The organism is Burkholderia sp. AU18528, assembly GCF_002223215.2.
Lineage (GTDB): Bacteria > Pseudomonadota > Gammaproteobacteria > Burkholderiales > Burkholderiaceae > Burkholderia > Burkholderia semiarida.
Genome location: NZ_NKFC02000005.1, coordinates 790,628 through 803,920, shown reverse-complemented (window position 1 = coordinate 803,920; position 13,293 = coordinate 790,628). Strand labels below are relative to the sequence as shown.

The 13,293-nt window shown below is 68.7% G+C and carries 12 protein-coding genes; 2 read left to right on the top strand and 10 right to left on the bottom strand.

What is annotated here, in order from left to right; genetic code table 11:
* Positions 1-55: 55 nt before the first annotated feature.
* Positions 56-1,723, bottom strand: coding sequence for a Na+/H+ antiporter (locus CFB52_RS15375; RefSeq protein ID WP_099316874.1), 1,668 nt, complete (start codon positions 1,721-1,723; stop codon positions 56-58).
* A 308-nt stretch (positions 1,724-2,031) separates the two neighbouring features.
* Between CFB52_RS15375 and CFB52_RS15370 the strand changes: the two genes are divergently transcribed.
* Both CFB52_RS15370 and CFB52_RS15365 read left to right on the top strand, forming a co-directional pair.
* Positions 2,032-3,318 (top strand): EAL domain-containing protein, encoded by a 1,287-nt coding sequence (locus CFB52_RS15370; protein ID WP_059585406.1) that lies wholly within the window; start codon positions 2,032-2,034, stop codon positions 3,316-3,318.
* Positions 3,319-3,524: 206 nt separating this feature from the next.
* Positions 3,525-4,250 (top strand): copper homeostasis protein CutC, encoded by a 726-nt coding sequence (locus CFB52_RS15365; RefSeq protein WP_089465189.1) that lies wholly within the window; start codon positions 3,525-3,527, stop codon positions 4,248-4,250.
* 29 nt (positions 4,251-4,279) lie between these two features.
* Here CFB52_RS15365 and CFB52_RS15360 read toward each other — a convergent pair whose 3' ends face one another.
* The 9 genes from CFB52_RS15360 to CFB52_RS15315 form a co-directional block, all read right to left on the bottom strand.
* Positions 4,280-4,681, bottom strand: coding sequence for a hypothetical protein (locus CFB52_RS15360; RefSeq protein ID WP_059585404.1), 402 nt, complete (start codon positions 4,679-4,681; stop codon positions 4,280-4,282).
* A 201-nt stretch (positions 4,682-4,882) separates the two neighbouring features.
* On the bottom strand, positions 4,883-5,902 hold the full coding sequence (gene bioB / locus CFB52_RS15355) for a biotin synthase BioB (RefSeq protein ID WP_099316873.1): 1,020 nt from the start codon (positions 5,900-5,902) through the stop codon (positions 4,883-4,885).
* 41 nt (positions 5,903-5,943) lie between these two features.
* Complete coding sequence (gene bioD / locus CFB52_RS15350) at positions 5,944-6,663, bottom strand: dethiobiotin synthase (RefSeq protein WP_059585402.1); 720 nt, start codon at positions 6,661-6,663, stop codon at positions 5,944-5,946.
* The gene (gene bioF / locus CFB52_RS15345) at positions 6,660-7,847 is read right to left on the bottom strand and encodes an 8-amino-7-oxononanoate synthase (protein ID WP_099316872.1); all 1,188 of its coding nucleotides are present in this window, start codon (positions 7,845-7,847) and stop codon (positions 6,660-6,662) included. Before bioF ends, bioD begins: the two co-directional genes overlap by 4 nt.
* Entirely contained in the window at positions 7,844-9,190 is a 1,347-nt protein-coding gene (gene bioA, locus CFB52_RS15340; protein WP_099316871.1) for an adenosylmethionine--8-amino-7-oxononanoate transaminase, read from the bottom strand. The genes bioF and bioA overlap by 4 nt, the downstream gene beginning before the upstream one ends.
* A 381-nt stretch (positions 9,191-9,571) precedes the next feature.
* Positions 9,572-10,921 carry a type II toxin-antitoxin system HipA family toxin gene (locus CFB52_RS15330; protein ID WP_099316870.1) on the bottom strand — a complete coding sequence of 450 codons (1,350 nt, stop codon included), beginning with the start codon at positions 10,919-10,921 and terminating at the stop codon, positions 9,572-9,574.
* Positions 10,921-11,310, bottom strand: coding sequence for a helix-turn-helix domain-containing protein (locus CFB52_RS15325; RefSeq protein WP_226094041.1), 390 nt, complete (start codon positions 11,308-11,310; stop codon positions 10,921-10,923). Before CFB52_RS15325 ends, CFB52_RS15330 begins: the two co-directional genes overlap by 1 nt.
* A 148-nt stretch (positions 11,311-11,458) precedes the next feature.
* Positions 11,459-12,730: a dienelactone hydrolase family protein gene (locus CFB52_RS15320; protein WP_060966589.1), complete on the bottom strand. Its 1,272-nt coding sequence runs from the start codon at positions 12,728-12,730 to the stop codon at positions 11,459-11,461.
* A 106-nt stretch (positions 12,731-12,836) separates the two neighbouring features.
* Complete coding sequence (locus tag CFB52_RS15315) at positions 12,837-13,274, bottom strand: YchJ family protein (RefSeq protein WP_099316869.1); 438 nt, start codon at positions 13,272-13,274, stop codon at positions 12,837-12,839.
* Between the last annotated feature and the right edge of the window lie 19 nt (positions 13,275-13,293).

Genomic DNA, 13,293 nt, shown 5'->3' with positions numbered 1-13,293 from the left:
GCGTCGCCGTTTTTTTATGCCCCTCGGCGGCTGCGCGCGGGCCGCGGTCGATCCTTCAAAGAATGCCTTTCTTGCGCGTCGACAGCGCGGTTTCCGACAGATCGATCTCGCGAAGCAGCTTCGTCAGCGTTTCGTCGGAAATCTTGCTGTCGCTGCGCAGCCGGTACAGCGCCGAGCGTTCCGCGCGCACGGCCGCGATCCGCATCTGCAATTCCATCGTTTCGGCCTGCTTCGCTTCCGCGCGCGGCGTGGGGCCGTCGTCGGCGAGCGCGGCGAGCCGGCGGCGATATTGGTCCATCACGCGTGCGGAGATGTCGGCGCAGCGGGCCGCGCCCGATTCGTCGAGATCGGCCGAAATGGCATCGTGCGACGAATCGATCGCGCGGATCGCGGCCTGCGCGGCGGCCGAGCGAGCGATGCGCTCCTCGTCGCCGAGCGGGTTGCGCGACGAGCGCACGCCGCGCAGCAGCAGCGGCAGGCCGATCACCGCGACGATCAGCGAGCCGAGGATCACGGACGACGCGATGAAGATCGCGGTGTCGCGGCCCGGCAGCGGTGCGCCGTCGGACAGCGCGACCGGGATCGACAGCACGCCGGCGAGCGTGACCGCGCCGCGCACGCCGCCCACCGTCATCACCGCGATCGTGCGCACGCCGGCCATCGTGCCGGCGAGGCCGCGACGCGCGGCGCGGCGGCTTGCGAACCAGCGCAGCAGCCACACCCACAGGAAGCGGATCGCGTACAGCGCGAGCATCATCGCGCCCACGTTGAAGATCATGCGGCCGACCAGCACGTCGCTCGTGTGGTGCGCGTCGACGAGCGCGCGGCCGATGATGTGCGGCAACTGCAGCCCGAGCATGATGAACACCATGCCGTTGAACACGAACTCGATCATCGCCCACGTGCTTTCGGCACGCACGCGCGACGCGACGGTGCTTTTGCGGGAGAAGCTCGTGTAGTTCATCATCATCCCGGCCGACACGGCCGCGAGCACGCCCGACAGGTCGAGATGCTCGGCGAACAGGTAGGCCGCGAACGGCACCAGCAGCGTCATCACGATGCCGGGCGCCGGGTCGCCTTCCTGCTCGGCGTTCAGGAAGCGCGTCGACAGCGCGCTGAACAACCACGCGACGATCGCCCCCGTCGCGAGCCCGCCGGCCGCGACGATCACGAACGTGACCGACGCGGCGCGCAGCGAGAACACGCCCGTCAGCGCGGCCGCGATCGCGAACTTCAGTGCGACGAGGCCCGACGCGTCGTTCATCAGCGCCTCGCCTTCGAGAATGTGCATCAATTGCGGTGGAATGCGACCCTTGCCGGCGATGCCCGACAGCGCGACCGCGTCGGTCGGCGACAGCACGGCCGCGAGCGCGAACGCGATCGGCAGCGGCAACTCGGGAATCAGCCAGTGTGCGAAGTAGCCGACCGCGAGTACCGTCATGAACACGAGCCCGAACGCGAGCATCAGGATCGCGCGGCGCTGCAGGTAAAGCTCGCGCTTCGGAATCCGCCAGCCGTCCGCGAACAGCAGCGGCGGGATGAACAGCAGCATGAAGATCTCGGGGTCGAACGTGACGTGCAGGTTCAGCGTCGGCCACGCGAGCATCGCGCCGAACGCGATCTGCATCAGCGGCAGCGGCAGTTGCAACGGGAGGATGCGCGTGACGGCGCCGGATAGCGCGACGGTCAGCAGCAGAATGAGGACGGTGAAGACGATTTCCATCGAGACGGCGGATGCGGGGAATGAAACGATCGTACGGAGTGTAGCGTGCCGACGTAACGGATGCGTTCGAGCGGCCGGTGCGTGCGCACGGAAACGGTGCGCGGATGGCGCGCCACGATGGTGCGGCGGCGCGGCGCGGCCATGCGGCGCATGGGTTCCGCACGCCTTGCACGGAGCTTGCTTGAAGGTGGGCAGCCGCCCGGCACGTGTCGGGCAACCGAGGGTCCAACCATGACATTGCGCGCGCCGTCCCGGTCGTCGTCCATGACGCCGGACGTCGCGTTCGACTGCACCACCAGGAGGAAGGCATGACGATCGTGCAACAGGAGCGTCCGGCCGCCGCGTCGCCGTACCGGTTCGAGCGGGAGATGAGCTCCGGCTTCGAACGGCTCGCGACGCAGCACCGCGACCTGACGCTCACGACCGTGTTCCAGCCGATATTCAGCCTGTCGCACCAGCGCGCGGTCGGCTACGAGGCGCTGCTGCGCGCGCACGATGCGCTCGACCGCGCCGTGTCGCCGCTCGACGTGTTCGGCGAAGCCGCGCGCCAGGGCGAACTGCTGCAACTCGACCGGCTCGCGCAGGCGCTGCATCTGGAGAACTTCGCGCTGCTCGGCGCCGAGCGCGAGTGGCTGTTTCTCAACGTCCACCCGGGCGTGCTCACCGATCCGTTCCAGGCGGCCGCGCTGCTCGCGAACCTGAAGCGGCTCGGCATGCCGCCGCGGCGCATCGTGCTCGAAGTGCTCGAACAGCGCGCGGACGACGTCGAGCGGCTCGCGGAGGCCGTGCGCGAGTTCCGCACGCACGGCTTCCTGATCGCGCTCGACGATTTCGGCGCGGGCCACTCGAATCTCGAGCGGATCTGGCAATTGAACCCGGACATCGTGAAGCTCGACCGGATCATGCTGTCGCACGCGGCGCACCGTACGGGGCTCACCGCGATCCTGCACGGGCTCGTGACGCTGTTGCACGAGGCCGGCAAGCTCGTGCTCGTCGAAGGGATCGAGACCGAGCACGAAGCGCAGATCGCGCTGTCGTGCGAGGCCGACTTCGTGCAGGGCTACTACTTCGGCCGCCCGGCGCCGGGGCTGCCCGACAGCGCGACCGCGACCGGCTGCATCGGCGAGCTGACCGAGCGCTATCGTCAGCAGACCGAAGCGCGCGAGCGGCGCGACGCGCAGCGGCTCGCACCGTACCTGCGCGCGTTCGAACGGGCTGCCGAGCGCCTCGAGGCCGGCGAGCCGCTCGACGAGGTGTGCTGGAACTTCCTCGCGCTCGACGCGGCCGCGCGCTGCTTCCTGCTCGATGCGCACGGCCGGCAGTCGGGCCGCAACGTCGTGCTGCGCGCCGATCGCGCGCTGGCCGAGGCACGCTTTTCGCCGCTGGCCGACGCGCAGGGCGCGAACTGGCTGCGCCGGCCGTATTTCCGCTCGGCGATCGCCGAACCGGGGCGCGTGCAGGTCACGCGGCCGTACCTGTCGATCAACGAGGCGCAGCCGTGCGTGACGCTGTCGGTGGCCGTGCGCGTCGGCGACGCGCAGCGCGTGCTGTGCGGCGACATCGACTGGATCGACGAGGACGCGCAAGTCGCGTAGCGAGGTGCGGCTTGCACGCGGCGAGCGGCCGCGCCGTTCAGGTTCGTGCCCGCCACGGCGGTGACGGCGGTGTCCGCGCGCGTCGGCGTGTGGCGCGTGCGGCGCGGCTGAAATACGCGGCGGAAGTACGCGGCCGCCGGCACGCTGGCGTCCGTCACGCGGCTCGGCTAGGATGCGCGAATTGTCCTGACGATTCGCAAGCCGCCATGAACCGACCCGCTGCTTCTTCCGTCCTCCTCGAAGTGATCGCCACGACCGTCGGCGATGCAAGGACCGCCGCCCGCGCGGGCGCCGACCGCCTCGAACTCGTGACCGCGATCACCGAGGGCGGGCTGACGCCCAGCGTCGGCCTGATCGAGGCCGTCGTGGCCGCCGTGCCGATTCCCGTCAATGTGATCGTGCGTCCGCACAGCCGCTCGTTCGTCTATGACGCCGACGACATGCGCGCGATCGAGCGCGACGTGCGTGCGGCCGTCGCGGCCGGCGCGAACGGCGTCGTGTTCGGCGCGCTCGACGCGCGCGGCGACATCGATCTCGGCGCGCTGGCCCGCGTCGCGGCCGCCGCGGACGGGCGCGCGCTCACGTTCCACCGTGCGTTCGACGTCGCGCGCGACCTGAACGCCGCGTTCGATGCGCTGCTGCGCGTGCCGGCCGTCACGTCCGTGCTGACGTCGGGCGGCCATCCGTCGGTGCTCGACGCGGCCGCGACGATCACGCGGCTCGTGCGGCAGGCGGCAGGCACGACCTGCACGGTGCTGGCCGGTTCGGGGCTCACGATCGATGCGGTCGGCGATTTCGTTCGCGCCACCGGCGTGCGCGCGGTGCATTTCGGCTCGGGCGTGCGGCCGCGCGGCGAGGTGCTGGCACCCGTCGACGGGCAGCGCGTCGAGCGCGTGCGCGCGGCGCTCGACGGCGCGGCGTCGCACGTGTGATGCCGCCGCGACGCACTCGACGGCGTGTATCAGTCGTAACGAATCGCCAGATCCTTCAGGATTTCGACGTTGCCCCATTTGAACGAACAGCGTCGACCGACTTCGATCGCGTGGCCGTCCTGTGTTTCGCTGACCGGCGTGCAGCCGCCGGAGATTTTCACGGTGGGCGTGCCTTGCTGCGACAGCGGGAATTCGATCGCCGCATCCTTCGGGATCGTGTGCGTGAGGGCAACGTCTTCGATATAGTCGTCCGGCAAGACGAAGATCAGCGCGCGGTCGACCTTGAGCGTGTAGTAGTCATGCTGGAACGGTACGCTGGTCACGCATAGTTCGCTGGTGTGTCCGTTCAGCGTCTGCGTCGAGCATTTCGGTGCCGCGGCATGCGCGGTCGTGGCGACGAGGGCGAGCAGCGTCAGTGCTGTTTTCTTCATTCCTGTTTCCCCGGATGTAACTGGATACCCGCACGGGCGACGGGTATTCGTTGCACCCGGCGATCGCAGCGGAGACGCAATGTTAGTGCGAAGTTTGCGTCGCTGCTCGCGATCGGTAACGCAATTTGACAAAGCATGAAAAAAGCCGGGGCGCGCCCGGCTTCTCCATTTGCGCACAGTACGCGTCCCACTTGCTACCGCTTACGCGTGTTCCGCCAGCGCGTCGGCCTGGCTCGCGCGGATGCCGAGGCGCTCGAACAGCGCGCGGTCGCGCTGCGTCTGCGGGTTGCTGGTCGTCAGCAACTGGTCGCCGTAGAACATCGAGTTCGCGCCGGCGAGGAAGCACATCGCCTGCATCGCGTCGTCGAGCTGCTCGCGGCCGGCCGACAGGCGCACGACGGCCTTCGGCATCGTGATGCGCGCGACCGCGATCGTGCGCACGAACTCGAACGGATCGAGCGGCGCGGTGCCTTCGAGCGGCGTGCCTTCGATCGCGACGAGGTTGTTGATCGGCACCGATTCCGGATACGGGTTCAGATTCGCGAGCTGCGAGATCAGCCCCGCGCGTTCGCGGCGCGACTCGCCCATCCCGATGATGCCGCCGCAGCACACGTTGATGCCCGCGTCGCGCACGCGGTCAAGCGTGTCGAGGCGGTCCTGGTACGTGCGCGTCGAGATCACCTGGCCGTAGAACTCCGGCGACGTGTCGAGGTTGTGGTTGTAGTAGTCGAGGCCCGCGTCGGCAAGCTGCCGGGCCTGCTCGTCTTCCAGCATGCCGAGCGTCATGCAGGTCTCGAGGCCGAGCTCCTTCACGCCGCGCACCATCTCGGTCAGCGCCGGCATGTGGCGCTCCTTCGGGTTGCGCCACGCGGCGCCCATGCAGAAGCGGCTCGCGCCGTTCGCCTTCGCCGCGCGCGCGGCGTCGAGCACCGCGTCGACGTCCATCAGCTTCTCGGCCTTCAGGCCCGTGTCGTGATGCGACGACTGCGAGCAGTAGCCGCAATCTTCCTCGCAGCCGCCCGTCTTGATCGACAGCAGCGTCGAGAGTTGCACCGCGTTCGCGTCGAAGTGCTCGCGATGCACCTGCTGCGCGCGGAACATCAGGTCGTTGAACGGCAGCTCGAACAGCGCGACGACGTCGGCGACGCGCCAGCGCTGCGGCGCCGGAGCGGCCACTGGGATCGCATCGGATTGCACGGCGGCGGTCTGGGCTTGGGTCATTTCTTTTTCCTGTCCTGGGCGGGATTGGGGGATCGGTTGGGTCAAGGCCGCGCGGCGCGCAGCGACTCGACGAGCGCGGCGATGTCGAGCATCGCCGCGGCGGATTCGGGGGCGGCCGGCGTCAGGTGCGCGATGCGGCCGATCAGCGGCGCGCGGTGCTCGCGCGCGAGCCAGTCGCCAATCGTCGCGACGTTCTCGTCGGCGAACGACATCGCCGGGTCGACGTGGTTCGCGACCCAGCCCGCGAGCGTGAGGCCGCGCTGGCGAATCGCATCGGCCGTCAGCAGCGCGTGGCTGATGCAGCCGAGCCGGACGCCGACGACGAGCACGACGGGCAGGCCGAGCGCGACCGCGAGATCGGCGGTGTCCTGCGTGTCGTTCAGCGGCACGCGAAAGCCGCCGACGCCCTCGACGACGACGACGTCCGCGCGCGTCAGCGCTTCGCGATGGCACGCGACGATCGTGTCGAGGTCGAGCGTCACGCCTTCGCGCGCGGCGACGATATGCGGCGCGGCCGGCGCTTTCAGCAGGAACGGCGTGCGCAGCTCGGGCGGCAGCACGACGTTCGCGGCGGCGTCGAGCTGGTCGGCGTCCTCGTTGCGCCACACGCCGTCGCGTTCGTACGCGCCGGCCGCGACCGGCTTCAGCGCGGCCGCGCGCAGGCCGTGCCGCGCGAAGCCGTGCAGCATCGCGGCCGACACGAAGGTCTTGCCGATTTCGGTGTCGGTACCGGTCACGAAGACGGAGAGCGGGGCGGTCATGCTGCAGCCTCCTCGCTGGCGTGGATCAACGCGGCTTCGAGCCTGGCGAGATCGTCGAACGAATGCGCGGCCGACAGCGACACGCGCAGCCGCGACGTGCCGGCCGGCACCGTCGGCGGCCGGATCGCGGGCACCCACAGGCCGTGCGCGTCGAGCGCGCGCATCGCGGCGAGCGTCGCGTCGTTGCTGCCGATCACGAGCGGCTGCACGGCCGTGTGCGAATCGACCGGCTGCCAGCGCGTGTTGCGCAGCAGCGCGCGCGTGCGTTCGATCAGCGCGGCGAGGTGCGCGCGGCGCGCGTCGCCTTCGTCGCCGGCGATCACCTTCAGGCTTGCCGATACCGCGTGCGCGACGGCCGGCGGCGCGGCCGTCGTGAAGATGTAGCTGCGCGCGCGCTGGATCAGCCATTCGATCACGGTTTCGTGCGCGATCACGAACGCGCCGGCGACGCCGGCCGCCTTGCCGAGCGTGCCGACGTACACGAGATGCGGCGAACGCAGCGCGGCGGCCGCGAGCGCGCCGCGACCCTGCGGGCCGAGCACGCCGAAGCCGTGCGCATCGTCGACGACGAGCCACGCGCCGTGGCGTTCGGCCAGCGCGACGAGTTCGGCGAGCGGCGCAATGTCGCCGTCCATGCTGAACACGGTGTCGCTGACGATCAGCTTCGTTTCCGCATCCGATGCGTCGAGCAGCGCGGCGAGCGCGGCGGTATCGGCGTGCGGATAGACTTGCACGTTCGCGCGCGACAGCCGCATGCCGTCGATCAGCGACGCATGGTTCAGCGCGTCGGAGAAGATCGTCGCGCCCTTGCCGGCGAGCGCGGTCATCGCCGCGAGGTTCGCCATGTAGCCGGTGCTGAAGTACAGCGCGCGCGGCGCGTCGGAGAAGCCGCCCGCGAAGCCCGCGAGTTCGTCCTCGAGCCGGGCGTGCGCGCGCGAATGGCCGCCGAGCAGGTGCGAGCCGCCGCTGCCGGAGCCGTAGCGCTGCGCGCCTTCCGCGAACGCGGCGACGAGCGCCGGATGCGCGGCGAGGCCGAGGTAGTCGTTGCTCGCGAAGCCGACGATCTCGCGGCCGTTCACGGTCATGCGCGCGTCGCACGCGGTGTCGGCGATGCGGCGCACGCGGCGCAGCCCTTGCGCGTCGAGGTCGGCGAGGCCGCGTTGCAGGGTGTCGAGCAGGCTCATCGGCCGAGATCCTCCAGCGTGGCGTCGAGCGTGTCGCGCGTGCGCCGCGCGAGCCACGCGATGTCGTCGTCGCTCATCACGTACGGCGGCATCAGGTACACGGTCGTGCCGATCGGGCGCAGCAGCAGTTCACGTTCGAGCGCGCGCTCGAAGAAGCGCCGCGAGAAGCCACGCGCCGCGTCGCCGTCGAGCGCGACGTCGAACGCGAACAGCGTGCCGCGCTCGCGCAGGTGGCGTACGTGCGGATGGGCGCCCAGCGGTGCGAGCGCCGCGCGCAGCGTCGCCGATTTGCGGGCGTTGCTCGCGAGCACGTCGTCGCGCGCGAACAGGTCGAGCGTCGCGAGCGCCGCGCGGCACGCGAGCGGGTTGCCCGTGTACGAATGCGAGTGCAGGAAGCCGCGCGTCGTGTCGTCGTCGTAGAACGCCGCGAACACGTCGTCGCGCGTGAGCACCAGCGACAGCGGCAGGTAGCCGCCGCTGATCCCTTTCGACAGGCACATGAAATCGGGCCAGACGCCCGCCTGTTCGCACGCGAAGAAGGTGCCCGTGCGGCCGCAGCCCACCGCGATCTCGTCGGCGATCAGGTGCACGCCGAATTCGTCGCACAGTGCGCGCAGCCCGCGCACGTACGACGGATCGTGCATGGCCATGCCGGCCGCGCACTGCACGAGCGGCTCGACGATCAGCGCGGCGATCCGGTCGCCGCGTTCGACGAACAGGCGCCGCACGTCCGCGAGCGCGCGGCCCGCGACGTCGGCGGCCGTCTCGCCCGGCAGCGCGCCGCGCGCATCGGGCGACGCGACCACGTGAGCGTGGCGGATCAGTGGGTCGTACGCATCCTTGAACAGCGCGACGTCGGTCACGCCGAGCGCGCCGATCGTCTCGCCGTGATAGCTGTTCGCGACGCAGACGAATTCCTGCTTGTTCGCGCGGCCGCGGTTGCGCCACGCGTGGAAGCTCATCTTCAGCGCGATCTCGACGGCCGACGCGCCGTCCGACGCGAAGAACGCATGGCCGAGCGTGCGGGCGGTCAGCGCGTGCAGCCGTTCGGCGAGCTCGATCGCCGGTTCGTGCGTGCAGCCGGCGAGCATCGCGTGCTCGAGCGTGTCGAGCTGGTCCTTCAGCGCCGCGTTGATGTCCGGGTTCGCATGGCCGAACAGGTTGACCCACCACGAGCTGATCGCGTCGAAGTAGCGGCGGCCGTCACGGTCGACCAGCCACACGCCCGCGCCGCGCGCGACGGGGACGAGCGGCAGGCGCTCGTGATGCTTCATCTGGGTGCAGGGGTGCCAGACCGCGCGCAGGCTGCGCGCGACCCAGTCGTCGGTGGCTGGCGTACTCAAGGCGACTCCGGGGGTAAAACGGCCGCGCGGTATCGACGGGCGCCGCGCGGCGGGATACGAAACGCGCAGAGATTAGCGTGTTCCGCCGGACGTTGCACTAGCGGTTACAAACGCCGCACAGCCTTGCTGGGCGGGAGTTCGGCGCAGTTCGGAGGTGCTCGGAACGGAACGCGGCGGATCGGCCGAAATGCACGCAGATGACGACGGTCGAGTGACACCGCCCGACAGAAAAAAATCGCGGGGCGGGGCGGCCGGGCAGCGAAATATGGGGAAGGATGATGGTGCGGTGTTGGCGGCGACAAGGGGCGAACTTGCTGCGCGCAGGGTCGATCGACCGGGTGGTGCAATGCCGGACCACTGAGCGAAATCGAGCGGGCAGGTTCAGGGCAATGCTTTGCGAAGTGCCGCGTCGGCCACGTGGTCGATGTGACGGAACGCCGGCGCAATCTTGTCGACTTCCTTGTCAGGCACGCCATGCTCTTCGAAACACGTCTTCCATTCGCGTGTCGGTTGCCAGACTTCAGCAATCGCGAGTCCGGCGTCCGATTTCGAAAGGCCGAATGCATCCCGGGCATTGAACGCGTTATCCAGGGTGGCGAGCCGCCCCTGCGGGCCGATGCCGAGGTGGAGATAGCGCTCGTGTGCACTGCTCGGCCGGGGCAGAACGTCGTATAACGGGCTGAGACGCCAGCCGGGGAGACGCGGGTCGCGAATGAATCCGTGGTTGCGCAAATGGTCATCGTCGTTGCTCACGAGGATGTTAAAGACCATCCGCTTGAACAGTTCCCGGTTGTCGGCTCGAATTGCGTCCACGTGCCCGTGCTGCCGGATCGCGTGAGCCACGTCCTGATAACTTTTCTCCATCGATTCCATCTCGGAACAGCCGACCAGCGTCAATGCGCTCGCGAAGGGCACTCTTCGCTCGGTTGCCCCGGCACGGGGAGGCAGATAGAGCGCGTCGTCCCCTCGAAGGGCGTCGAATTCGGGGTGAGTCCAGTACCGGTCGAATCGGCGGATCAACATGACTTGTCGGCCGCCGACGTCGACGATGCGGGTAGGTGGGACCCGAATGCCGCACCGGGCCGCAAGACGAAGCGTGGCCTCTTCGATGACCGTCACGTTCAGCCGGTCGCTACGACTCGGGAATTTGGCCAGCCAAAGCACGCCGTTTTCGTCCCGCACCGTAGCCTTTGGCCGGGCGCCGCCGAGACCGCTGCCCTGTACGAAGATGGCTTCGAGTTCGGCCGGCACGGGCTCGCCTTCCTCGATGCGCGCTGCCGAATCGATCAGATATTCGAGCCTGTGCAGGCCCTTGCCGGCTTGCGGGCCTGGAGGGGTGTCCAGATTCGCCCGGATATCGAGCGCACCAATCCGCTGACTGCCCGCGTGGAGGAGATAGGTGGATTCGGGCAGTGTGTTGGCCCGGACTTTGAGTTTGGCTTCGATGACACGCCGTCCCCATGCATCGGGCGCGGCGTCGCGAATCCCGCCGAACTGCGTCAACCCGCCCGCCGGGAAGTTCATCTTGCCGCGTGTCTCGTTCTTTCTCGCCAGACTCAGGCTCACCGGGTCGATTTCGATGGCGTTGGGCCGATCGATATAGCGCAACCCGTACGCGAAGCTCGATGCCTGTAGATCCGCACCGTCTTCGGTCATTTGAAGCAGGCCCGCGGGTGCCCAGTCATCGTCGAGATAGGCAAACACGGCGAGTCTTTTGACGACGGCGACCATCAGAAATCAAGATCCTTGAGTTCGTTGTCCGTGAGAGATCGTACGCGTCGACTGCGTTCGCGGGCCGCCTGTGCCTTGAGCGACGGGTCTGTTCCGGAGAGCAGTTCCAGCAGGGTCGTTTCCGGTGCAATCGCGTCGAGATACCGCAGCCACTGTCCCAGCGCGACGCCAGGATCGCCTTTCTCGATGCGATAGGCGGTATTGCGTGAAAGCCCGGCCCGGGTGGCCGCCTCGCTCTGCTGGATGCGCCGCGAGATGCGCAGACGGGCGAGCGCTTTTCCGACACGCGCGGCTTCCGCGAGAACGGTGGGGCTGGCGGCCGCAGCTTGATTGACCTTCATGCTCGTAAAATCGATCGTTAAGTCGATTATGATCGAAATAACGATCATGATAGATCATGCCAGCTCGAATTCAAGCCGATTGCGCGTAAAAACGAGCATTACGCGGTGAGTGCTCGATTTGACGAGCAGGCGGGGGCGTGCCGCGATGACCTTGAAAGGACTGGGCGTGCGAGGCGGGAAGAACGACAGCCGCGCGTCAGCGCGAAGCCAGCGCGCGCGTATCGGTGTCGCGGATGTGATCGTCGCCGTTGTCGGCCGTCTGGGTCGGGCTCGCGTTCCACACGACGCGGTCGTTGACCGCGTACAGCCGGCACGCGCCCGCGCCTTGCTTCGCGCAGTTGTCGAGCGCGAGCGCCATCGGGTCGTCGCCGCCTTCGGCCCACGACCACGCGCCTTCCGACGACACCGCGAACGCGCGGCTCGGATGCTGGTTCAGGAAGCGGCGATAGCCTTCGCGGCCGGCTTCGTCGACGTACGGCACCGCGTTGACCGCATCGATCGACGCATAGCCGCTGGCCTTCGGCTCATGGGGGTTCGCGACCGCATAGCGCACCGCGGTCGGCAGGTTCAGTTCGGCGAGGAATGCGTTCACGGCCGGCCACCACACGGGCACGCCGTCGCGATCGACGATCAGCCGGTGCGCGTCGTCCTTGTAGCGGCCGAAATCGATGAAGCGGGCTTGCGTGCCGTGCGACACGTACGCATCGTGCATCTGCGCGACGAGCGCGGGCGTCCATACCGAATCGTTGTCGCCGTACAGCCACAGCGACCGCACGGCCGTATGCGCGCCGTACTGGTCGAACGCGTCGACGAGGTTGCGCTGCCAGCCGTCGCACAGGTCCTGGCGCAGCCCGCCGGAGAAGTTGATGATGCCGCGCACGCCGGCTGCCGCTTCGGTGCCGTATGCGACCGACACGAGCCCGCCATGCGACGTGCCGGCGACGACGATGCGCGACGCATCGACGTACGGCTGGCGCGACATGTAGCGCACCGTCGCGTCGACGTCGGCGGCCTGCGCGAGCCCGTTCTTGCCGACGTTGCAGCCTTCCTGCCGGTACGTGCCGTCCGAACCGGCGAAGCCCTGGCGATTCGGCGCGATCACCGCATAGCCGCGCCGCACGAATTCGCGCGCGAACGCGAGCGGCCGGCTGCGCGGCTGCAGATGGAGATCGCCGGTATTTTTACCGTGGTTGAAGACGACGAGCGGGAACGGGCCGGGGCCGTTCGGCTTGAAGAGCGTCGCCTCGAGCGTGACGGCGCCCGAAGCATCGGCCGGAATGCGCAGGATCTGTTCGTTGAGGTCGGCGGCGACCTGCGGCAGGTTCGCGTCGGCGTAGTCGAAGCGCTCGGCGTGCGCGAGCGATCCGCTGGCGCCCGCCCCCGTAGCGGCGCCCGGCAGCGTACCGGCCTGAGCGGCCGACAGCGCACAGGCCGCCATCCATCCCACCAATACCTTGCTGAACGCCATCCGTAAGCCCTGCCACGCAACATGACCAATTCGAGGCCATCGTAGCCCGACAAAATCAGGTTGTGCAATGCGGGAATTACCCGGCGTCTGACATGGCAACTATTTGTCAGCGTTCACTTACTTCGCCGTCGACATAGCGCCAGAAACCGTGCTCGTCGCGCTCGAAACGGCTCGTCTCGTGGAGCCGGTAAGCGCGCCCGCCAACCTTGTAGCGCGCCACGAATTCGACCTCCGCGTGCCGCTCGTCGAGCGGCACGTGGCGTTTGACCGCGAGGCCGAGCCAGCGCGGCGCGTCCGGTGCTTCAGGGGCGGCGTCGAGATCGGGCGGGCAGGTGCGCGCGGCCCACGTCGCGCGCAGGTAATCGGTCGCGCCGAGCACGTACGCGCTGTACCGCGAACGCATCAATTCGAGTGCGGTCGCGGCGGCCTCGCCGCCGTCGATGAAACGGCCGCAGCAGGCCGCGTAGCGCGGCGCCGGGGCTTTGCCGGCGGGCGCGGGAGACGCGCCGCCGCACGGGCACGCGTCAGGTCGGTTCAAAATCATGCGAAATGTGAATTAACAA

Excerpts from the sequence above, each read along its gene's own strand:
- CFB52_RS15325 (WP_226094041.1), bottom strand. The coding sequence starts at position 11,310 with ATGATCGTTATTTCGATCATAATCGACTTAACGATCGATTTTACGAGC.
- CFB52_RS15315 (WP_099316869.1), bottom strand. The coding sequence starts at position 13,274 with ATGATTTTGAACCGACCTGACGCGTGCCCGTGCGGCGGCGCGTCTCCC.
- CFB52_RS15370 (WP_059585406.1), top strand. The coding sequence starts at position 2,032 with ATGACGATCGTGCAACAGGAGCGTCCGGCCGCCGCGTCGCCGTACCGG.
- CFB52_RS15360 (WP_059585404.1), bottom strand. The coding sequence starts at position 4,681 with ATGAAGAAAACAGCACTGACGCTGCTCGCCCTCGTCGCCACGACCGCG.
- bioB (WP_099316873.1), bottom strand. The coding sequence starts at position 5,902 with ATGACCCAAGCCCAGACCGCCGCCGTGCAATCCGATGCGATCCCAGTG.
- bioF (WP_099316872.1), bottom strand. The coding sequence starts at position 7,847 with ATGAGCCTGCTCGACACCCTGCAACGCGGCCTCGCCGACCTCGACGCG.
- bioD (WP_059585402.1), bottom strand. The coding sequence starts at position 6,663 with ATGACCGCCCCGCTCTCCGTCTTCGTGACCGGTACCGACACCGAAATC.
- CFB52_RS15375 (WP_099316874.1), bottom strand. The coding sequence starts at position 1,723 with ATGGAAATCGTCTTCACCGTCCTCATTCTGCTGCTGACCGTCGCGCTA.
- CFB52_RS15330 (WP_099316870.1), bottom strand. The coding sequence starts at position 10,921 with ATGGTCGCCGTCGTCAAAAGACTCGCCGTGTTTGCCTATCTCGACGAT.
- CFB52_RS15365 (WP_089465189.1), top strand. The coding sequence starts at position 3,525 with ATGAACCGACCCGCTGCTTCTTCCGTCCTCCTCGAAGTGATCGCCACG.
- CFB52_RS15320 (WP_060966589.1), bottom strand. The coding sequence starts at position 12,730 with ATGGCGTTCAGCAAGGTATTGGTGGGATGGATGGCGGCCTGTGCGCTG.